This is a genomic window from Helicobacter pullorum NCTC 12824 (genome assembly GCF_017979475.1).
GTDB lineage: Bacteria > Campylobacterota > Campylobacteria > Campylobacterales > Helicobacteraceae > Helicobacter_D > Helicobacter_D pullorum.
Map to the genome: position 1 here is coordinate 1 of NZ_JAERIT010000006.1, position 22,717 is coordinate 22,717.

Annotated in this window: 21 protein-coding genes; 3 read left to right on the forward strand and 18 right to left on the reverse strand. The window is 33.9% G+C overall.

Annotated features, from left to right (window positions below; all coding sequences use genetic code 11):
• Positions 1–141: 141 nt before the first annotated feature.
• Entirely contained in the window at positions 142–1,464 is a 1,323-nt protein-coding gene (locus JJQ98_RS05575) for a CDP-glycerol glycerophosphotransferase family protein (RefSeq protein WP_151105079.1), read from the reverse strand.
• A complete protein-coding gene (locus tag JJQ98_RS05580; protein ID WP_247596705.1) occupies positions 1,461–3,521 on the reverse strand; it encodes a glycosyltransferase family protein in 2,061 nt (686 codons plus the stop codon). Before JJQ98_RS05580 ends, JJQ98_RS05575 begins: the two co-directional genes overlap by 4 nt.
• 180 nt (positions 3,522–3,701) lie before the next feature.
• On the opposite strand from JJQ98_RS05580, the gene JJQ98_RS05585 reads away from it, so the two are divergent.
• Positions 3,702–5,252, forward strand: a complete 1,551-nt coding sequence (locus JJQ98_RS05585) for a flagellin B (RefSeq protein WP_065826474.1) — start codon at positions 3,702–3,704, stop codon at positions 5,250–5,252.
• 55 nt (positions 5,253–5,307) lie between these two features.
• Complete coding sequence (locus tag JJQ98_RS05590; RefSeq protein WP_151105078.1) at positions 5,308–7,236, forward strand: motility associated factor glycosyltransferase family protein; 1,929 nt, start codon at positions 5,308–5,310, stop codon at positions 7,234–7,236.
• A 26-nt stretch (positions 7,237–7,262) separates the two neighbouring features.
• On the opposite strand, the gene JJQ98_RS05595 is transcribed toward JJQ98_RS05590, so the two are convergent.
• The gene (locus JJQ98_RS05595; protein WP_230845590.1) at positions 7,263–7,496 is read right to left on the reverse strand and encodes a hypothetical protein; all 234 of its coding nucleotides are present in this window, start codon (positions 7,494–7,496) and stop codon (positions 7,263–7,265) included.
• 99 nt (positions 7,497–7,595) lie between these two features.
• Between JJQ98_RS05595 and JJQ98_RS05600 the strand changes: the two genes are divergently transcribed.
• A complete protein-coding gene (locus JJQ98_RS05600) occupies positions 7,596–7,853 on the forward strand; it encodes a helix-turn-helix domain-containing protein (RefSeq protein WP_005022479.1) in 258 nt (85 codons plus the stop codon).
• 13 nt (positions 7,854–7,866) lie between these two features.
• On the opposite strand, the gene JJQ98_RS05605 is transcribed toward JJQ98_RS05600, so the two are convergent.
• From JJQ98_RS05605 to JJQ98_RS05675, 15 genes are all read right to left on the reverse strand, one after another.
• Positions 7,867–9,555 (reverse strand): ATP-binding protein, encoded by a 1,689-nt coding sequence (locus tag JJQ98_RS05605; RefSeq protein WP_247596706.1) that lies wholly within the window; start codon positions 9,553–9,555, stop codon positions 7,867–7,869.
• A 6-nt stretch (positions 9,556–9,561) separates the two neighbouring features.
• Positions 9,562–10,230 (reverse strand): response regulator transcription factor, encoded by a 669-nt coding sequence (locus tag JJQ98_RS05610; protein ID WP_104745942.1) that lies wholly within the window; start codon positions 10,228–10,230, stop codon positions 9,562–9,564.
• A gap of 35 nt (positions 10,231–10,265) precedes the next feature.
• Positions 10,266–11,021 (reverse strand): phosphate ABC transporter ATP-binding protein PstB, encoded by a 756-nt coding sequence (gene pstB / locus JJQ98_RS05615; protein ID WP_065827829.1) that lies wholly within the window; start codon positions 11,019–11,021, stop codon positions 10,266–10,268.
• The gene (gene pstA, locus JJQ98_RS05620; RefSeq protein ID WP_005022475.1) at positions 11,018–11,851 is read right to left on the reverse strand and encodes a phosphate ABC transporter permease PstA; all 834 of its coding nucleotides are present in this window, start codon (positions 11,849–11,851) and stop codon (positions 11,018–11,020) included. The genes pstB and pstA overlap by 4 nt, the downstream gene beginning before the upstream one ends.
• Positions 11,848–12,696, reverse strand: coding sequence for a phosphate ABC transporter permease subunit PstC (gene pstC, locus JJQ98_RS05625; RefSeq protein ID WP_005022474.1), 849 nt, complete (start codon positions 12,694–12,696; stop codon positions 11,848–11,850). Before pstC ends, pstA begins: the two co-directional genes overlap by 4 nt.
• Positions 12,696–13,523 (reverse strand): substrate-binding domain-containing protein, encoded by an 828-nt coding sequence (locus JJQ98_RS05630; RefSeq protein ID WP_151105077.1) that lies wholly within the window; start codon positions 13,521–13,523, stop codon positions 12,696–12,698. The genes pstC and JJQ98_RS05630 overlap by 1 nt, the downstream gene beginning before the upstream one ends.
• Before the next feature lie 90 nt (positions 13,524–13,613).
• The gene (locus tag JJQ98_RS05635; RefSeq protein WP_151105076.1) at positions 13,614–15,179 is read right to left on the reverse strand and encodes a hypothetical protein; all 1,566 of its coding nucleotides are present in this window, start codon (positions 15,177–15,179) and stop codon (positions 13,614–13,616) included.
• Positions 15,176–16,309, reverse strand: coding sequence for a LamG domain-containing protein (locus JJQ98_RS05640; protein WP_151105075.1), 1,134 nt, complete (start codon positions 16,307–16,309; stop codon positions 15,176–15,178). Before JJQ98_RS05640 ends, JJQ98_RS05635 begins: the two co-directional genes overlap by 4 nt.
• Positions 16,310–16,677: 368 nt before the next feature.
• Complete coding sequence (locus JJQ98_RS05645) at positions 16,678–17,538, reverse strand: thiamine-phosphate kinase (RefSeq protein WP_151105074.1); 861 nt, start codon at positions 17,536–17,538, stop codon at positions 16,678–16,680.
• 32 nt (positions 17,539–17,570) lie between these two features.
• Positions 17,571–18,395: a carboxylating nicotinate-nucleotide diphosphorylase gene (gene nadC, locus JJQ98_RS05650; protein WP_054198304.1), complete on the reverse strand. Its 825-nt coding sequence runs from the start codon at positions 18,393–18,395 to the stop codon at positions 17,571–17,573.
• Between the two features lie 11 nt (positions 18,396–18,406).
• Positions 18,407–19,402, reverse strand: a complete 996-nt coding sequence (gene nadA, locus JJQ98_RS05655) for a quinolinate synthase NadA (RefSeq protein ID WP_151105073.1) — start codon at positions 19,400–19,402, stop codon at positions 18,407–18,409.
• Between the two features lie 3 nt (positions 19,403–19,405).
• The gene (locus JJQ98_RS05660; protein ID WP_077246842.1) at positions 19,406–20,188 is read right to left on the reverse strand and encodes a phosphatidylserine decarboxylase; all 783 of its coding nucleotides are present in this window, start codon (positions 20,186–20,188) and stop codon (positions 19,406–19,408) included.
• Complete coding sequence (locus JJQ98_RS05665) at positions 20,170–20,904, reverse strand: arginyltransferase (protein ID WP_151105072.1); 735 nt, start codon at positions 20,902–20,904, stop codon at positions 20,170–20,172. The genes JJQ98_RS05660 and JJQ98_RS05665 overlap by 19 nt, the downstream gene beginning before the upstream one ends.
• Positions 20,904–22,163: a murein transglycosylase domain-containing protein gene (locus tag JJQ98_RS05670; protein ID WP_247596707.1), complete on the reverse strand. Its 1,260-nt coding sequence runs from the start codon at positions 22,161–22,163 to the stop codon at positions 20,904–20,906. The genes JJQ98_RS05665 and JJQ98_RS05670 overlap by 1 nt, the downstream gene beginning before the upstream one ends.
• Positions 22,160–22,711: a DJ-1 family glyoxalase III gene (locus tag JJQ98_RS05675; RefSeq protein ID WP_060661614.1), complete on the reverse strand. Its 552-nt coding sequence runs from the start codon at positions 22,709–22,711 to the stop codon at positions 22,160–22,162. Before JJQ98_RS05675 ends, JJQ98_RS05670 begins: the two co-directional genes overlap by 4 nt.
• Positions 22,712–22,717 lie beyond the last annotated feature (6 nt).

Here is a 22,717-nt window from a genome sequence, read left to right on the forward strand (position 1 = left end):
CTTCAAATTCTTCTAAACTCATATCTCTGTTAAATTCTGGACGTTTATTGAAATAATCCTCTTTGTAGTCGTCGCCATGATATGGACACATACCACAGGTATAATTACATTTAGAAGTGATTCTAATAGTAATAACATTCATTATATATCTCCTCTAAGTTTTTTAACAATCCAATCTACAATTTTTTCCTCTGAACAGCCAAAATTAAAACATTCATTCTTTCTATAACTTTCAATTGCCTTAGTGTATTCTTCTGATATATTAGGCATTCTCTCAACCATTTGGCAAAGCTCATCTTCGGTAGAGCAGAAAAAATGAATCCTCTCATCAAAATATCCATTATTTCCTGCTTTTTTAAAATAATCTTGAGAATCTCTGGCAAAAATAATCACGGGCTTTCCTGTAATAATAGGATATGTATAGCCAACGGATGAACAATCAGTAACTAGGCAAATAGACTTAGCAAACATTTCCCAACGATTCTCAAAATCATTTCCCGAAAAAATAAATTGATTATCAAATACATCGGCTAACTCTTGCATTACTATCTCGTAATGTGTTGGGTGCGGAGATATAACCACCTTCTTATTATTTTCTTTTAATGCTCTAGCTAAGCTTCTATATTTATCTGCATTGTGTTCTTTATTCATAAAAGTAAAAGATAGTATCACGAATTCACCACAACCACAATCAAAGCAAGCTTCAAGATATCTTTCATACTTTTTGTAATCGCTATCTAATTTTAAATAACCCAAAGGCAATGCCTCTGTTTTTGCCCCATACTTTTTATAATACTTTTCATTAAACGCTTTTATGTTTTTACTTCCAGAAACTTCGTAATCCAAAACCGATAACATTCTAGCAACGTCCTCATCCTCCTTATAAAAATAAGCATGACTTCGCCCCTGAAACCCATGCGTCAAATTAATACTTGTCACATTGCTATGAGTTGCCTCACCATTTGCCAATAGCATCAAATCTACACTATTAATTTTTTCTAAAATACTATGTGGAGCTAGCATACAAAGCCCTTTGGACGAATATTTTTCATAAAGATTTTTATCAAAAACAAAATAAACTACTCCATACCCCATTTGCAGTAGATTTTCATCGATATTTGCAAAATTGCTTTCAATATAATGACTACTAATTACAATTCCTACATATTTTCTATCGGGCTCTTTTTGCTCATTGATTAATTGGTTAATAACTTCTCCGCACCAACTAATCCCATCTAAGTAACGCAAATTTCTCTCTTGTAGCTTTTTGGCGATATTCTCATAATTTTTTGTCGATGCCACTAAAACTACATCATCCTGACAAATATCTTTTACAATTAAATCCAATGTAATTGATTCATCCCCATCATCAATAAAACAATATTGATTATCGCAAAAATAAATATCTAAAAAGTCTGCAATACTTAACCCATTTATCGCTTTAGGATAAATAAAATACTTCATACAAAAATCTCCTTTAATCCGCCAAATGTTTGATAGAATAATAAAAATTTATATTCTTGATAAGCTCTGCCTTGCCTTCTCAAAACCTCTGTAATTTCTGAATTTTTAGCTACCTCAATAAAATATTCGATTGATTGCTTATAACCTTCAATGCTATCTGGTTGCATTTTGTCATATAGTCCCTCATAAGAAACTTTATATACTTCTTTTTTGTCAATTTTTAATTGCTTGCAAATAATATCCCATATATCAGAATCTGATCCATATATTTTTTCATTAACACGTTCTCTTCTTTTTATCATTGATGGTATCTTAACAACATGCGGTCCCCTCATTTTAGCTTCAAACTCCGCGACACTCTCCCCCTGCTCCATTGGGAAAGTATTACAAAAAATATCAATAATATGCCCATAGATATGCGGATCGACAAATCCAGGCATAAAAAATCGCTCCGAGATTCCAAGCTTCTCTACTTTCTCTCGAATCACGGGTATATTTCCGCTTCCAGCTGCAATAAAAATTGTATTGCTATGCTTTTTCATTACTTCAGCAATGCACTCCAAATATTCATCGCTATCAACCTTTACAAGCCTACCAATCACTCCTAAAACCACTGTATCTTTCGTTATAGGATATTTTGCTTTCTCCACTTCTATAAGCTTTGGATCTCTTGGCGGATTGTAGAATTTCTCAATATCCATAGGGACTGAAAAACTCTTAAAAACATAAGGTGTCGTTGGAGGCACAGCATGACTAATCCTCTCATCAATCCCTACAATATCATACCTTCCATTCCCATGACTCCAATAAATCTGTCTAGGCGCACTTCTTGTAGCAAACAAAAAATCTGCACAATCAATTGTCCCTGTGATAATGATAATATCCACTCCCTCATTAAGCAGTGATTGTCGAATCAATAATGCCTTTTGCAAATGCGAATAATAATAGCTATGCTGCCTAACAAGCTGGTATGCAGGACATATGACAGGAACTCCTACTTGCACGAAACTCTGCATTGTCCCAATTCCATCTTCACTTTTTTGAATATAATTCATACTATATACAACCACTTCATACTTGCTAGCAAACTCTTCATTTTGCATTAAAGCCTTACACAATGAGTATTCAACCTTATAGGGCGAATTTTCCACAATCCTATCTTTAATGATTGCAATTTTAATTTTCTCACCCTTTCTACCCCCCACCTTTTCTTTGCATTTAGGAAGATTCTTGCCATATTCTACATAATAAGGCTCTACAAGCTTTACTACTTTATCATTGTATTCTTGCCAATCCTCTTGAGTTTGTGCGGAATTTCCAAACTTATGATAAATATAAAATTCCACATACATCGCCATATCAAGATTCCCAGCTTCCAATAGCTTCTTTAAGCAATCCAGCCAAGTAGGGAAATTCTCTCTCCATTTTAAATGGTTAAAATAATGTTTCACATTCCAAAAACAATGCATATTCCACAAAAAAATCGTTTTCTTAGTAAAATCATCTAATTTTGAAAATCTCTCCCATTCTAAAGCCTCCCTTTGAATCTCCAAAATCCACTCAATAGGAATCTCATAATAATACAAAAACTCCCTTACAAAAGGATCTAGCTCCACCATATAGTTTTCTCTCAAACTCAAATAAATGATTTTTGAAAAAAAGAATTTTACTGCTCTTTCCCTCTCTCCAGCAAGCAATAAAGCACTACTAGCAAACTCTATAAACAAAAGCTTTTCATAATAAGAAATATTGCTATCTTCCACATAAGGCGCGCAAAAATCAAAATATTTTAAAAACCTCTCATCTTTGCTAATCTTATTTGGGATTAATAATCCATAAGCCCACAATATATTTTTTTCTAAAACATCGCCCTTTGAAACTATAATCTCCAAAATCCTATCTCTAAGCAAACCTACAATTTCTTGGCGCAAAGAATCTTCTAATTTTTCTTGCCATTCTTGCCCAAATGCACGGATAAACTGCACACATTCATTAATATTTTCTTTTGTTTGTGCTTCTTTCAATCTTGTTAGAATCTCTTGAGTTTGTATCTCCATAAAATCTTTTACACCTAAAACTAAAATTTTTCATTTAAAGAATATCGGCAGATTCTAGCAAAACTTTACTTACAAAAATATTTTTATCCAAAATACCTCAATAAATGCTTCTTGTTTTCAAAAAGTGGAACACATATTGCTTTACAAATTTCAAATTTAAATTTTTGCAAAGGATGCACAATGAGTTTTAGGATATACACAAATGTTAATGCGTTGAATGCTCATACTTCTGGGCTTGTCAATAATAGAAATATGGCTGAATCGCTAGAGAAATTAAGCTCTGGTTTGAGAATCAACAAAGCAGCCGATGATGCTTCTGGTATGGCAATTGCCGATAGTTTGCGTTCTCAGGCAGCCGCTTTAGGTCAAGCTACAAGAAATGCTAATGATGCCATTGGTATGATTCAAACTGCCGATAAAGCAATGGATGAGCAAATCAAAATCTTAGATACCATCAAAACAAAAGCAACACAAGCAGCACAAGATGGACAAACAACCACCACAAGAACTGCGCTCCAAAATGATATTTTAAGATTAATGGAAGAACTAGACAATATTGCAAACACCACTAGCTTCAATGGACAACAAATGCTATCTGGTGCTTTTACCAACAAAGAATTCCAAATTGGTGCATACTCCAATGTTACAGTCCAAGCTTCAATCCAGCCAACCAATTCTAACAAAATCGGGCATGTCCGCTATGAAACTGCCGCTGAAATGATAGTGAGTGCTGGTGCAGATAGCTTTGGTGAAGTTTCTTTGAGATTCTTAAACACTGATGGAACTAACAATTATGCTATTGAAACCGTGAAAATCTCTACTTCTGCAGGAACAGGAATTGGTGCTTTGGCAGAAGCTATCAATAAAAATTCAGATACCCTAGGAGTAAGGGCTTCTTATAGCGTTATAGGTCAAGGCGGAACTGAAATTGCCTCAGGAACAATTAGGGGATTAGTAATCAATGGAATCCAAATCGGTGATATTAATGATGTCCAAAAAAGCGATAGCGATGGTAGATTAATCGCAGCTATTAATGCACAAAAAGAAAGAACAGGCGTTCAAGCATCTTTGAGCATTTCTGGAGCATTGCAGCTTACAAGCACTGATGGTAGAGCAATCTCTGTCCAAGTTACAAGCGGTTCTACAGTACTTGGTGGTGGTTCTTTTGCTGGGGTTTCTGGGACAACACACGCAATTGTTGGTCGCCTAACTCTCACTCGCCTTAATGCAAGGGATATTTTAGTCTCTGGAACTGGCTTTTCAAATGTAGGCTTACACTCTGGTGCAGCTAATATCCAAGCTGGTTCTGGTTATGCACAATACACTGTCAATCTTAGAAGTGTCAAAGGTGAATTTGATGCCAATATCGCTTCTGCTATCGGTGCAAATGCAAATGCTTCTATTGCAGCTGTTAATGCAAATGGTATCGGAGCTGGTGTTACAAGCTTAGAGGGTGCAATGGCAGTTATGGATATGGCACAATCTGCACAAGAACATTTAGATAGAATCCGTGCGGACTTAGGTTCTGTGCAACAACAACTTGTTTCAACAATCAACAATATTACTGTTACACAAGTAAATGTCAAATCCGCAGAATCTCAAATTCGCGATACAGACTTTGCTGAAGAATCCGCAAACTTCTCCAAAACAAATATCCTAGCTCAATCAGGAAGTTTTGCGATGGCACAAGCCAACCAAGTTCAACAAAATATCCTCCAACTTCTCCAATAATCTTAAGCCCTTTTGGGCTTTTAACCTTATTTATACTCTTTATAGAAGGAAACCTATGTCAGATTATACCAATCCAAGATTTGAAAAAAATCTAAAAGCACTTTATCAAAAAAATCCACTTCTTGCTGCACAACTCAAGATATTAGAGCCCAATCAAAAATACGAAGTTTATGTCGGCAAAGATCCACTAAATATTAATATCTACGACAAAGAAAGAAAAGTCGCTCTTTTTCATCAAGAACCTTTAGTGGAAGTTACCCAAAAAATCAAAGAATTTGAAGCTTATAATCTTTATCCATTTTTTTATTTTTTTGGTATGGGCAATGGAATCTTTCATAAATTTTTACTCAACAATTCCTCACTCAAAAAACTTTTTATTTTTGAACCAGAATTAGAGCTAATTTATATTGCGCTTAATTTTGTGGATTTTGAACAAGAAATTTTAGATGAAAAATTGCTTATCTTTTGGACTAAAACAGCAAGTTTTGGAGAGCTAGATCAATACCTTGTGCAAGAGGGACAATGGATTTACTCTCGGATCTATACCCTTCATATTTACAACAATTATTATGGCACATACACAGAAGAATGCCTTGAATTAAATGCAATCATCACAAGAAGTTTAGAACACCATGTGATTGCAGTGGGAAATGATTCTACAGATGCACTTATTGGATTAGAACATCACATATACAATCTCCCAGAAATGATTACTACTCCAAGCTTCAAAGAGCTCATCTCTCATGCAAAAAACTGCGATACAGCAGTGATTGTATCCACAGGACCTTCTTTGTACAAGCAACTTCCGCTCTTAAAACAATATGCACCCTATCTTACAATTATTTCAGTTGATGCTTCTTTCCCTATTCTTACCAAACATGGAATAAAACCCGATATTGTAGTAACCTTAGAACGTGTAGAGCCAACTGCAGATTTTTTCATCAAAACTCCCAAAAAAGCACAAAAAGGAATTATTTTTGCCCTCACAAGCATTGTGCATAAAGCCACTACAAAAGCAATCACTCAAGGCACTAAATCCTTTAGTATGCGTCCATTTGGCTATACAAGATTCTTTGATTTGCAAGATTATGGCTATGCTGGAATTGGAATGAGTGCGGCTAATATGGCTTATGAAATTGTCGTGCATTCAAGATTTGAAAGATGTATTTTTATAGGGCAAGATTTAGCTTTTTCAAAAGATGGCAAAACCCACTCTAAAGATGCGATTTTTGGAGAAAATGAAACCCAATACAAACGCAAAGAAAATGAATCTGAAAAGATTCTAGTCCCAGCTTATGGTGGAAATGAAATGGTGGAAACCACTTCTGTGTGGAAAATGTTTTTGAATTTTTTTGAAAAAGATATTGCAGAAACCCCTTATAACTTAGAAGTTATCAATTCTACAGAAGGTGGAGCAAGGATAGCAGGGACCAAAGAAATCCCTTTTGAAGAGATTCTAAAAACTCTCCCAAAAGTCCCAAAAAAAGAAATCAAACTAGCTCCACCAACAAAAGAGCAAATCAAAGCCAACCAAAAACATATCCAAACCAAAATTAAAGAATTTTTGGATTATGGCTACAAAAGAAAAAAGGAAGTAGAAAAAATTTTCTTAAAAGTTGTCAAAATGACAGAAGAGCTAGAACGCCTCAATAAAGAAAATAAACTCGAAAAAATTAATTTCAAAAAAATGGATAAACTCATCGAAGAAATTGATGATGTTAAGCTTTTGTTCCAAGAAGATACTTTTATCAAAGTTTTCTCTGATGCGGTGCAATCTTATATCGTGCATCAAGAATTAGAGTTTGCAAAAATCGCTGTAAGACCGATTAAAACCCTTATTGAGAAACAAGTAAAACAAATTGATTGGCTTTATGCACACAAATTTTGGCTTTTCTCGCTTGCAGGAGGAATGGATGCAACCTTAGAAATCACAAAACGCTCTGCAAAGCAATGGATGAAATTGCCAGCAAAATACAACAAATAATTTCCCCCACAAATTAGGGGGATTCACTACTTTTTCATCTCATTAAGCTTTTTATCGGCTGTTTCTTTAGTGGCATCAATAGCTTGTTCCTTCGCATCTTTAGCAATTTCTTCACTACTTTTTCCAGATAAAAATCCACTAATTGCGCCAAACCCTATATCAATAGCCTTGTTTTTAATGTCATTTGCCAACTCATCATCAGCCGCTAAGCAAAAATTAGTAGAAACCGCCATTAATAATGCAATAAATATCTTTTTCATCATTGAACCTTTTCAATAAATTTATCCTATAGGATATAGAAACTAGCATTATAACATTGTAAATTTAAATAAAATTTAATCCTATAGGATAAATTAAAGATGGACAATCAACTAGGCAATGCCACAGAAGAAGAAATCTTGAACTTTTATCAAAATATCTCCAAAACCATTAGAAATATAAGGGAAGAAAAAGGAATCTCGCAATTGGATTTGGCATTAGAAATTGGAATTAAATCCGTAGCATTTTATTCAAATTGCGAATGTTGTAGATATGGAAAACATTTCAATTTAGAGCATTTATATAAAATCTCTAAAGCCCTAGAAATAGATATTTGCAGTTTTTTTAAGTCCTCATAAATTATCTTTATTTTCAAATTTTAAAATGCACAATAAACTCACTACCAACGCCAACTTCACTTTTTACTTCAATTTGTGCATTATTATATTTCAAAGCTGATTTGACAATAGACAATCCAAGCCCACTGCCCCCAAGCTTTTTACTCCTGCCCTTATCTACGCAAAAAAACCGCTCAAAGATTCGGGATAAATACTCTTTTGGAATCCCAACTCCACTATCTTTGACTCTAAAAACCACCTCATTAGGCAATTTCTCTAAGACAATCTCAACAAATCCACCTTTTTTGTTATATTTAATCGCATTATCACAAAGGTTAAAAATAAGATTCTCCAAAAGCTCATTAACACCTACAATAGAACAATCCTCTAATTTTGGAATGATTGTTATATCATTCTTTTGTGCCACTAGCTGCAATCTTTTGATAACATTTAAAACCATATTTTTAAGATTAATTCTATTTCTTTTTAATACTTCCTCATCGCATTCATCCAAAAAAGATATTTTCAAAATTTCATCAATCATTTCCAAAAGCCTTTTAGATTCTAAGGCTATTTTATCAATAAATTCAGGCAAATCCTCTTTTGCCACCAGACCATTTTTTATCATTTCGCTACTAGCCAAAATAGAAGTCAAAGGGGTTTTTAGCTCATGCGTTACATTTGCACTAAATTCTTTACGCAGATTCTGTGCAAGCTTCTTTTCTGTAATATTACGCAAAACAATTACCATTCCTTTAAACTTCTCATTTTTTGAAAAAATAGGCGAAAAAACCACCTCACACTCATACCCCAAAAGCTGCATTTGCAAAATTTTATTATCCCGTTTTTTATTTTTTTTAAATTCCTTCAAATACTCTAAAGCAATTTTTAAAAATCTAGAATCTTCTAATTGATAAATACTGCTAATTCCCTCAAGATTAGTAAAATACGCTTGTGCGCTTTTATTAGTATTTAAAATACTTCCATGCCGATTTAACAAAATCAGCCCATCACTCATATTTTCAGTCAATAAAAGCATTTCTTGTCGCTTTTGTTTCAAATGCTTAAACTGGTTTTTAATTGTTTTGTTTTGATCTTTAATTTTTTTTACAAAACTATGCAACTCGCCATACAATGAATCTTCGCTCAAATGCTCCAAATCAATCTCTAAAATCGGCTTTAAAATCATTTTGGTAAGAATCTTTGCTAGCAAATACAAAACAACAAGCAATACAAGAATTTCAAACACAAAATAAGGTATAAACTCCCCAAACAATCCCACAATATATTCTTGCGTATTTGAAAGCCTCAAAACAACATTTTGCTCTTTTAAAAATAACGCATAATAAAATGTCTTTTCTTTCAAAGTATTAGAATAGCGGACTATCTTTGAATCCCCATTTGCAATAGCATTTTTTATCTCTTCTCTTTTGGAATGATTCTCCATTTTGCCAATATCTGCTTGATTATCATACAATACCTTTCCATTAGCACTAATCACGCTCAAGCGATAATGATTTTTTGTCAAAAATTCAAAAAAATCATCGGTATCTTTTTGCAATATTTTATGAATATAGGGCTGGATTGCTTTTGCTTGTTTTTCTAATTGTATAAACATTTCTTTTTGCAAAAATCCCTCTAGGGCAAACACAAAAAATATATTCACAAAAATCAGCAAACAAAGACAAGCACTAAAAATAGAATAAAAAATCTTTTTTTGCATTAAATTCTAAATCTCTCTTGAAAATTGATAACCAATGCCGCGAATAGTTTTAATATGCTCTCCAAAATCCCCCAACTTTTGACGCAATGTTTTAATATGAATATCCACTCTGCGACTTTCTGCATTATAGCTATCGCCCCACAATATTTCCAAAATCTCATCTCGGCTAAATGCGCGTTGAATATTTTTCAGCAATAGCCCAAGAATCTCAAATTCCTTTAGTGTTAAATCCACTTTTTTCCCTCTTAATGTAACACTATGTTTGACACTAGAATACTCCAACTCCCCAAAAATAATTTCATCTTTTTTTGTCTCTACTCTACGCAATAAAGCTCGGATTCTAGCTAGAAATTCCATAACCCCAAAAGGCTTTGTAATATAATCATCTGCTCCACAATCTAGCCCTTTTACTTTATCTAATTCGCTATTTAAAGCACTTAGCATCAAAACAGCAATTCCCTTTGTTTTTTCGCTATTTTTAATTTCTCTTAAAATTTCAAACCCGCTAATACCCGGCAACATCACATCTAAAATAAGAATTTGGGGAATCTCTTCTTTGATAGCTTCTTGCAAGGCTAAAGGCTCACTAAACCCCTTAGCCTCTATATTTTGAGATTTCAAAGCATACAAAATAAGTTCCAAAATTGAATTATCATCTTCTAATACATAAATCAAAAAAGCACCTCATTTTTGAAACAAATTTTATCATATTATCCAAATCTTCCACTAATATAATCTTGTGTTTTCTTATCTTTTGGTTTATTGAAAATTTTGCTAGTATCATCATATTCTATCACTTCGCCTAGTAGAAAAAAGGCAGTTTGGTCTGATATTCTAGCGGCTTGTTGCATATTATGGGTAACAATAATAATAGTATATTCCTTTTTTAATCTCATAATCAATTCTTCAATCTTTAAAGTCGATATAGGATCCAATGCACTTGTAGGTTCATCCATCAAAATCACTTCAGGATTCACCGCCAAAGTCCTAGCAATGCACAATCTCTGCTGTTGCCCCCCACTAAGCCCCAAAGCATTCTTATCCAATCTATCTTTCAAGTCTTCCCACAAAGCCGCATCTTTTAGACTCTGTTCCACAATATCATCTAATTTGGACTTCTTTTTAATCCCATGTGTTCTTGGACCAAATGCGATATTATCATAAATACTCATAGGAAAAGGATTTGGCTTTTGAAACACCATACCCACGCGTTTGCGTAAGATATTTACATCATAATCCTTATAAATATTTTTACCATCAAAGAGAATCTTTCCCTCAATCTTGCAATCCTCCACTAAATCATTCATTCGATTTAGACTTTTTATAAAAGTAGATTTTCCACACCCACTAGGACCTATAAAAGCCGTTACCTTTCCTTTATTAATCTGCATATTAATATTTTTTAGTGCCAAAAAATTCCCATAATATAAATTCATTTTTTTTATTTCAAAACAAGCATTTTTCATAATGACCCTTTAGTAAGTTTCTTTGCTATCAAGTTTGATGCGATATTAATCACAAGCACAATTAAAATTAAAATCATCGCTGTGCTATAAGCTTGATTAATGTGTTGTCCTTCGCTAGAAATAGCATACATATGCACACTCAAAGTTCTCCCAGAATCCATCACTCCAGCCACTTTTGCTACACTTCCTGAAGTATAAAGCAATGCCGCACTCTCTCCAACAATCCGCCCGATACTCAAAATTACCCCTGCCAAAATTCCCGGAATCGCAGCAGGGACGATAATCGCAAATATCGTCCTTAATTTACCAGCCCCCAAAGCAAAACTTGCCTCTCTAAAACTCATAGGAACACTTCTTAATGCCTCCTCAGAACTCCTAAGAATCAAAGGCAAAATCATAATAGAAAGCGTTAAAACACCCGCTATAAAACTTGTTCTAAACCCAAAATAAATTACAAATGCCAAATACCCAAACAATCCATACACAATACTAGGAATCCCAACCAAAGTATCTGAGGCAACCCTGATAAGATTTAATAAACGACTTTTTTTATTCCCATATTCACTCAAAAAAATCGCACCAAAAATCCCCAATGGAAGTGCGATTAGAAGTGAAAAAAGCACCATATTAATTGTATTAATGATTGCAGGCATCATCGAGACATTTTCGCTCGTATATTCCCAAGCAAACAAATCCCAAGAAAGATACATCACTCCTTTATAAAAGATAAAACCAATCAAAACAAAAAAAACAAACAAAGTGCTAAACATCGATATTTTCAACAACCAAGACAAACAAATAGAGAGATAATCAACTCTAGCTTTTTTCATTTTACCTCCCTTTTTAACGCATTAAAACAAGCATTGATAAGCAAAATAAACACGAACAAAACTACCGCATTAGCAATCAAAACTTCCTTGTGTAAATCTGTCGCATAGCCCATTTCAAGCACAATATTTGTAGTAAGCGTCCTCACTCCATCTAAAACACTCTCTGGAATTTGCACTTGATTGCCTGCCACCATAATCACAGCCATTGCTTCCCCAATAGCTCTCCCAACTCCCAAAATTATAGAAGAAAGAATCCCGCTTTTTGCCGCAGGAAGACTAGCAAAAAAAACGCTTCTTTCTTTGCTTGCACCAAGTGCTAATGCACCCTCACAATAACTTTTTGGAACAGAATCTAAAGCTGCTTTTGAAACTAGAATAATTGTTGGAAGAATCATAATTGCCAAAATAATAGAGGCAGCCAAAACGCTTTTTCCGGGTATGCCACTAAAAATATCCGCCAAAATTGGCACTACAACAACAAGCCCAAAAAATCCATAAACAACTGAAGGAATAGCTCCCAGCAGCTCCACTGCTGGCATTATGTATTTTTTGAGCTTTTTAGGACAAAAGGCAGAAAGATAAATTGCACTTAAAACCCCAATAGGCACACCAATAAAAATCGCCAACGCCGTTACATAAATACTCCCCACAATCATAGGAAAGATTCCAAAAATACCCTCGGTTGGATACCAATCCATTCCAAAAATAAAATGAATAAATCCGATTTCATGAATTGTAGGGATTGCATTCCCAAATAAAAAAATACAAATCATTCCCACTGCAAGAGTGGAAATGATTGCACAAAATGCAAAAATCCCTTGAAAAAACTTTTCTTTTGATATCATTATTTTACTTGTTCCCAGCTTGTAATTTCACCTAAGAAAATCTTTCTTACATCCTCTTTTTTGAGATTACTAATAGGATTTTCTTTATTCACAATCACAGCCAATCCATCGATAGCCAACACTTGCGCGTTAATTCCCTTTTTTAATTCACTCTCTTTAATCTCGCGTGAAGCCATACCAATATCAGCAATTCCTTCTACCACAGAATTTACACCAGTTGTTGAATCAGATTGTTGAATTTCAATTTCTACATTTGGATTGATTTTTTCATAAGATTCTTTGAGTTTTTCCATAAGAGGCGTTACAGAGCTAGAACCTGCAATAATAATCTTGCCACTTAGCTTTGTGCTTGCATAAGAATCTTTTGCTACTGAAATATATCCTGCTTTTTCTACAATCCCTTTAGCCTCTTTTGAAAGGGCATATTTCAAAAAATCTTCAATTACAGGATTCATAGTCTTTGTAACAACATTAAAAGGGCGAGAAATCCCATAGGTTTTGTTATTGATATTTTGCACACTCGGGCTAACCCCATCAATACTAACTGCTTTAATCGTATCATTTAAAGAGCCAAGTGAAATATAACCAATAGAATTTGCAGAGTTTGCAACTGTGGTCATCATAACTCCTGTTGAGTTTGTAACCTCTGCTTTTTGGGTAGTGGCATCAACCTTTTTGTTTCTTACTTCTTTTTGGATTCCAAAAATCTCTACAAATGCCCCCCTAGTCCCAGAACCCATTTCTCTTGAAATAGGAAAAATATCTTGTGCCATTAGCACACCACCAAACACGCAACTAGCCAAAAGCCCTAACAAACATTTTTTCATATTAACTCCTAAATTTAAAAATATTTAGAAGTATAAAATGTGTTTGTAAAGAGAAATTACACTCTTTGTAAAGATTCTGTAAAGTTTATTTTATGCGTCCCATTCATATTTGATTCTTAATTTCTCTTCCTCATCAATTTCCCCAAATCTCACCATATCTTCCACACTGCGAATCTTATAGAGATTTGCGACCACCATTTCCTTACCATCACCGGTTGTGAGGATAAAGGCATTTTGCCCATTAGCAAAAATTGTTTTTTGGATAAACTCCACTCCAAGCTCTGCTAAGGAAACAATGCTACCATTAGAATCTGTCCCAATCTGCGTAAAATCAAGCTCATTAAGCTTCTCTTCACTCATCTCACTTGCTTCAGTCATCACACTCGCTACTTGCCCTGTATTTGTGAGATTAAACTCTCCATTACTCATATAGAGTTCATTGACATTTATCGTTTTGCCCGAAACAAACCGCAAAGTAATGCTCCCATCATCATTGAGTTTTAGCCCATTAACTGCATCTAGCCCACCATCAAGTGCATTCACATATTTTTGCATTATTTCAGGATTATTGCTATTTAGCCCCTCATAGATTTCTTTAAATCTTGATTCACTAAACTCCATTCCAGTAAGCTTTTGAAACTCCCGCCTAATAGATAATTCTGTGATAAAATCCGCATCTTTGTCGTAATAATTTTGATACATATAATCAAATCGAAACTTCACCTCACTAGCCAAATCCATTTTAGAATCTCTAAAGCCCTTATAATCCTTATATCCAAACTCTTTAATCATCTCTTCATCAAAAGGACTCATTGCAAAAGTCTCTAATCTCGTAGAGCCATTAAGCATAGGCGATTTAAAAGCAAAATTAAAAGAATTCATAAAATCCCAATAAACATAATTCTTCTTGCCCTCTTTATCGATATAAGTTTTGCTTAGATCAATCCACCCACTCTCATCAGCATAAACCTCAAAAAGCTTTTTTAAGTCTTGACTTTCTATCTTTTTATAACTCAACTCTGGTGCAAAAAGTGAAGTTCCATTGCTTATCCTATCCCCATTTTCCCTAGCCTTATCCACATCTTTTTGGGTATGGACAAACTTCGTCAAATCTAGTGCCTTATACACATCGCTAAATTTCAAAATCACTTCTTCCCCAGCAGAGTTATAACCCCGAAGCTTTAGCTTATCAAAAAACTCATCACTAGAATCCAAAAAGCCATCTTTATTGACATCTAAATTAATCAGTTGTCCCAAATATTCCAACTTCCCAACCCCATATTTATCATTATCCCCCTCCAAATCCAAAAACACCTCCATATCCCCCACCGGCGTTTTTAGGACATTGCTTCTACCATAGTCATTTAGCATACTTGTGTTATTCAGTGAGGTTCTCTCTGTAGTTGTATAATAGCCAAATGGGTCTTTTATTACTTCATCATGGCGATTAAAACTCCCATAAAAATACGATCTTGTTCCATTTAATATCGCATCAGTCTTCATTTGTAATTCGTGTTTTTTAAGAGTTTCATCATTTATTTCTATATGATTGTTTCCAGCAATAGCCGATAAACTAGTCCCATTTGAATCTTTTTTAGCTTCTAAAGCCAAATTTGTCGCAAAAGACAAACTTAATCCATTCCCCAAAGTTATCATTCCCAAGCTCCTTGCCTAGTATTTCTAAAATCAATCATAATAATATTTAAAGTATTCACATCATAATAAATATCAAAATCATTCATATCTACCACCGATGAACTTCCACTAGCTAAAAGATTATAAGCTTCCAATGCTAAAGTGCTGATTGAATAAATTTCAGGATTACCCTCATCATCTACATTCTTATATAAAACAGAGAAAATTAATTTTTCTTTAGCACTATAATTATCCTTTAATTCAAACATACCCACTATAGGATTATAAAAAATTTCTTTTACTTGTATTGTATTTTTGTTGTTATTTGCATAATCCCTAATAGTATCTGTATCAAAAAGTCTATTTTTTTGCTTACTTTGCGTAAAGAATTCACTATCCTGTATATTTAATGTATCTCTAACAAATGTATCACTAACCTCTTCACTATCAACTCCATCTTTTGTTTCCCATTTAATTTGATAATCCAATACATTTTCTATTGCCTGTATATATACCCATTTATTAAGAGGTATTGATTTGCTAGTAACAAGACTATCTACGGAATAATCCGTTATTTTGGTATTCACTTCCAATTGTCCAGAAGGCAGTAATTGAAAATGAAAATAATCAGACCTATAGCCACCTCCAGCCACATAATTCTCATTTCTTGAGAAAAGCGTTAAGTTTTTGTTTGGATATTCAGAAATCTTTATCCACATTCCAAAACTATTACTATGTGGCATTCCCCATTCAGTATAGGCAGCATTGAAGTTATGCCCTCCATTGTAATATTCATAAGCATTAACATTTCTCCCTACATATTCATTAGTTTTTTTATCCCATTCTTGCACATAATAACTTGTATCATCAAACAAAGCAGAATTATCAACAAACAAATTATTACCTAAATTAACTATTTGATTTAAAGTGTATGCCACAAAAACGATTGGATTACCACTTGAATCGTTAATTGACAATAATCCTTCCTTATTATAATCAATACTAAAAGTATCAAAAGGATACATTCCTCCAACCGCCTTTACATTTCTTGCACTTTTTTGTGGAAGCTTCAAATTACCCTTCAATTCTTTTTGGGCTGTTTTTAAAGCCTCTTTAGCCTTCTCTCCACTTAGAGTTTCCCCTACTTTCACCTCCTAAAAAAAGTGAAGTTGCCAAGACTAGACAATACCAAACCAACAAAAGCTTTAAACATTTTTATTGCCTAAAATAATAAAATTTATAAATTCTATATCGGATTTTTTTAAAAAACTTTATAAATTTTAAAATAAATTTTACTTTTTATTGAAATTTAGAATCCAAAAAACCAACAACCCAATTATTTATTCCTCAAAAACTCCAAATTGCAATCCCAAAAAAACCCGACCACAAACTTAAATCAAAAATTCAAGAATCCAAAATCAATTGATAAGTTTTGCAAACCACCACTTTTCAACGCTTTTTTAGAGAATTTTTGATTTTATACTTTGGTTTTTTTTGATTATGGATATTTAAAACCCATTTAACAATGCCAATTTTTCTTTAATGATTGATATTTGCCCCTCTTTGCCCTAGCAAAAATCACAAGATGATGGCGAAATTTCTTTGCAAGATTCTGTGCTTTTTTGAGATTTTTAGCACTCAAAGCATAAAGCATTTGGTATTCTTCAGGCGAATAAAACCACTCACCCTTAGGCTTCAAAAGCTCAAAATCTACCTTATTTATCTGCCCAAGCCTCCCTAATTCTACAAAGATTCCATCTGAAATATCCATTCCAGCTTTTGCAATATCATTGAATGCAAAAATCATCTTAGGATACACAAGCGGACACTCAAATCGGCTATTTTTGGAGATTTGATTGAATCTCAACGCATATTTTAAAGCCCTCAAGTTTTTCCCAAATGCTTGTTTTGGTGCTAGATTCAAGGGACTTCTTGGACTAAGATAAGCTAGAAAATCGCCTTTTTGAATCTTTTTTCTAAAAAGTGTTTTTTTTTGTTTTTCCCCCAAAATCGTTAGTACAATCTGTAATTTCTCCCCTACAATCGTATCTCCCCCAACGATTTTTACCCCAAACTTCTCTGCTACTCTGCTAAATACCCTTGCTAACTCTCGAGCTTCTTTAAAATCTTTTGGAATACAAAGGGTGAGTAACGCATATTTTGGAATCGCATTCATCGCATAAATATCCGAGAGATTCACCAAAAAAGATTTTTGGATAAGAGATTCCAAACTTCCCCATTCTCTCTTAAAATGCACCCCTTCAAAAAAGGCATCATTTGCCACCACAAAATCACCAAGCAAAACCCCATCATCGCCTATTCCAAAGGTAGATTTGCTTTGAGCTAATGTTTTGATAAAAGCCTTTTCTCTATCTTGCATACTCCAAGCCTATACTCCCTATCCAAAAACCTCTAATCAATCTTCATACTCATATCCAACCAAGTTGCTTGATGGATAATAGCTCCACTTGAGATAGCATCTACACCACTTTTGGCATATTCTTGAATATTTGCTAGAGTAATGTTCCCACTTGCTTCTAACAATACATTAGGTGCGATTTCATCACGCATTTTGACTACTTCTGTGATTGTAGGTATATCCATATTATCGCACATTAAAATATCAATTTTAGATTCCAAGGCTTCTTTTGCCTGCAAAAGATTCTCGCATTCTACTTCAATTTTGGTTGTAAAAGGAATCTTTTTTCTAATCTCTTGAATAAATTTCTTCAAAGATAAAATTCTTGAAAGATGAGTGTCTTTTAACATCAAACAATCATCTAAACCAAGGCGATGATTCACCGCCCCTCCATTACAAGTCGAATACTTTTCAAACTCTCTAAGCAAAGGACGAGTTTTACGCGTATCCAAAAGCACACAAGAGCTATCTTGCATTGCATCAATATACTTTCTTGTAAGCGTTGCAATACCACTTGAATGCTGCAAAAGATTCAAAATCACACGCTCTGCACTTAGAATCTCGCTCATTTTGCCACTAAAAGTAGCCAATTTTGAACCCTTTTTAAATTCCATTCCATCTTTGATGACAAAATTCACTTCAATTCCTAGCAACTTACACAGCCTCTCTACATAAATTCTGCCCGATAAAATCCCGCTTTCTTTTGCCAAAATATAGCTTTCAACTTGAATATTATTCTCTATCTTAGAATACAAATCACCCCTGCCAATATCCTCTTTTAAAACCGCCTTTAAAAAATCATCTAACAAAATCTCCATTAAAATCTCCTTTATGAAAGCTCTAACATTTTGTCCAAAGCCTTTTTGGCTTTTATAGCCACTTCTTGGCTTAATAGAATCTCATTATAGGGTTTTCCACTCTCTAATGCCTCCAAAACACTTAAAACATCTTGCAAAGTTGTTTCATTCATTGTAGGACATTCGGGCTTTGTTGAAGATAATACAAAAGTATTTTGGATTCCATTGTATGGCTTTCTTAGGCGATTAACCAAATTAAATTCTGTGCCAACAACCACTTTTTGACTAGGTTTGAGGTTTTGGACATACTGAATAATTTGACTTGTAGAACCAACAAAATCTGCCTTTTTCACCACTTCTGGAGTGCATTCTGGATGCACTGCTACCAAAATCCCCTCATATTTCTCACGATAAAAATCAATATCTTCTGGAGTAAAAAGCTGATGAACTGAACAAAATCCATCATAACAAATCACATCTGCTTCCAAAACCACTTCCTTAGAATCCACACCCAAAACTGCACTTTTCAAACCATTTTGCATAGCAAGATTCTGCCCCAAACACCTATCAGGCAAGAAAAAAATCTTTTTCTTTTGTTTTAGGGCATAATCCATAATTTTAGCAGCATTCGCACTCGTGCAAACCACACCTCCCAATTCTGCCACTTTAGCCTTAACCTCTGCATTTGAGTTGATATAAGTGACAGGAAAAATCTCATTAATTCCGTATTCTTTTAATTTCTCAATTGACTTATCAAAATAAGTATCATCAATCATTCTTGCCATAGAACAACAAGCAATTTTTGGCATAAATACGCGTTTAGAAGGCGAGAGTATCTTCACACTCTGTCCCATAAACCCAACACCACAAAAAAGCACATTTTGATGAGGACTGCAAGAGGCTTTTTTAGCCAGCTCCAAACTATCACCACTCAAATCAGCAATCTCCACAACCTCATCGCGTTGGTAATAATGTGCCACCAATAAAACATCGTGTTTTTTTAACAATTCTTTGATTCTTGCTTGCATTATCTATCCTTTGTATTTCGCAATTTGTTGCCCAAAAAGCACTTTTTCTTTTATCTTTAGGTTATACTCCCAATTTTTAGAAAACATCACTATTGTAGAACCCATTTGAAAACAGCCTAATTCATCACCCTTTTTGACAAATATCGGCTTTTCATAACAAAAACTTTCACTTTCTTTTAAATTAGCGATTTTAGATTCTAAATTAATTTGGATTTTCCCCACATTTAATGCCCCAACAGCCACATAATACAAGTCATTACCAAACTCATCTTCACATTCTAAAACCACCCTTTTATTTTTGATGAATAGATTCTCATTTTTATAAAGCGACCTTTCATTGACTGGCAAAAGCAATCCTTGTATAAACGCAATTTTTTTCACCCACAAATCAAGTGGTGCATGGAATCTATGGTAATCACTAGGAGAGAGATAAAAATTAACATAAAAGAAATTCTCATCTATTTTGTGATGAATAAAGTCATCGATTTTATAGCTTTTTCCTTTAATCTGCATTGCAAGATTTTCCTTGCACACTCCACTTTCCATAACCACAGAATCACAAGGTGCGATCATTGCCACTTCACTTTTATCAAAGCTTCTCATTTTTACCAGTGAGCGCGTAAAAAGTGCATTTAATGTAGGATAACTCTGCAAAGTATCAAACTCTTCCATATTAATATTGAAGATTCTAATATAAAATTTGTTGATTAAAATTTGTATTTTAGGATAAAAAGCAAAATGTGAAATTTTTTCAAAGAGTTGTGAAATTAAGTTTGTGTAATGCAAGATTCCTCCTTTTTCCAAATAGCCTCTTCATTTAAATTCGGTCGATTAATAAGAATCTCAAAGGGTTTAAATTTCTCTTTATAGCCCATAGAATAATGGTTTTTTATCCAATATCCGGGATAAAAGTATTTAATATTATACTCTTTTGCAATTGCGATTTGCTTAAGGATAGAATAGCTACCAATAGAATATTTGGCAAAATTATGATCATAATAACAATAAACCGCAGAAATTGCATTATCCAATATATCCACCAATGCAACACCCACTAAATGCCCTTCAAAATAATAACAAAATTCATAGCCAAAATCCTCATACCCCCTAACAAAAGTATCATAATAAGATTCCAAAGAAATGCCTTGATATTGCCAACCTTTTTTGGAATTCATCACACAATGGTATTTATCATACAATTCCAAATGCTCTTTGCTTACTCTTGGCTTTGAAATTTCCAAAGTCAAAGGATTTTTGAGGATTCTTAGTTGGGATTTTGAAAAACTAAATGCCTCACAATCCTGCCTGATTGAAATGCAAGATTCACAACCTTCACACATAGGGACAAAAAAATAATTCCCAAACCTCCTCCAACCTCTTTGAAGCAACAAATCATAAAACTCTTTGCTACATTCTTTGATATAAAGATAACGATATTTGGCTTCTATCCCTTCCAAATAACCACAAGATTTTGGGGCTTGAGCAATCTCAAAAACTTCCATTATCTCACACTAAGCAAAATCCCAGAATCCTGTGTATTTGTAGCAGTCTGTTGAAATTCTTTTTTGGCATTTGTAACTTTAAGTAAGTAGTTGCGTGCTTCTTCATATTTCAAAGAAGTTCGAAGTTTCCGATACACTTCAGAGGAAGTCATAGAATTAATGACTTCTATTGCTTTTTTTCTATCGCTGTGAAAAACTGAAAGCACATTTCCGCTACCTGTATTATACGCTGCAATCACACAATATTCATGAGAGAGGGAGTTATTAATCCCCTTTAGATAACGAGTGAAGAGAATATTTAAATAAGTTGAACCATATTGAATATTAATTTTTGGTGTAAAAAGCATCTCTTTTGTAGGGACTCCATCTTTATCATTGAGTGCCTTATAAACATCTCTCCCCGCACTTGCAGGCACGACTTGCATAAGACCATATGCGGGAATATGACTTACTGCATAGGGGTTAAAACTACTCTCTGTTTTGATAATAGCAAAAATTAAAGCCTGCTCTAATTGATATTCTTTTGCATAAAGTGCAACATATTCGCCATATTTATGCTCGCTTTGTATTTCTCTATCTGCAACCATATTAAATTGCACATAATACACTTTTTTGGTTTTTCCATCTTCTGTGATATCTTTAGTTTTCAAAGCATTGTCAATCAAATAAGTTGCATAGCGATTCGCCCTCCAAGGATACAATACCACTACACCTTCATTGTCTTTTACTAAATTTGCCAAATAAGGCTTGCCGCTATAAGTAATCTCTTTATCTGAATACAAATCCACTTTTTCTGGATCTTCTGGAGTTAGCAGAGTTGCAACAATTGCTTTGTGTAGTGCCTTTTTGGGATCCTTTGTATCCAAAGTTGCAACAGAAATTATTCCTTTTGAGAAATCAACTTCTGCTTTAGAAAGATAAGAATCAGTATATTTTACATACACTTCTTGAGAGGCTGTTGCAGCATTATTTTTACCCCAATTTTTTGCAGCTTTTTGGACTAATTGTGTTACAACCTGCTCAAAATGGGTTTTAAGATTTTTAATAATATTTTCTATAGAGATGGTTTTTGTGATAGGTTCTTGTGTGTCCAAAACCTCACTTACAGTGGTTTCCAAAGCATTATGGATAACTTCCTTAACAACTTGTTCTTTGGCAATGTTTTGAGGATTGTAAATTAGATTTCTATACCCCGCCAAACAACCTGCTAATAATAATCCAATAATAGCAAATAAAATACCTACTTTAAAAAACTTCAAATAAACAACATCCCTTCTTTGACTTCCTTTTCTTTTTGAGGCGAAACAAGGGTTTTTACTAGATAATATGCAAACTCTAAAGCCGTCGCTGGTCCTTTTGAGGTAATAATATTTTCATCGTGAATAACATTTTTAGAATCTTGATAATTAGGATTATCTATCATTTTTTCAATGCTAGGATAGCAAGTAAAATTTCTATTTTTCAAAACGCCCATTTTAAAAAGCGCATAAGGTGCAGCACAGATTGCTGCGATTATTTTTCTTTGAGAATCCATTTCCAAAACAAGCTCTCTAAGCTCTTTGCACTCAATAAGATTCTCCGTTCCTTCCCAACCACCCGGAAAAACAACAGCATCTATTTTGAGTGCTTCGACTTTGGAAACATCAACATCTGCAATAATCTTCACTCCGCCTTGAGATAAAACCTCTAAATTGTCCTTTAAACTAGCTATGATTACTTGACAACCTGCCCTTCTTAGCACATCAATAATAGAAATTGCCTCTAACTCTTCAAACCCTTTTCCAAGCGGAACTAGAATCTTTGCCATAAAATA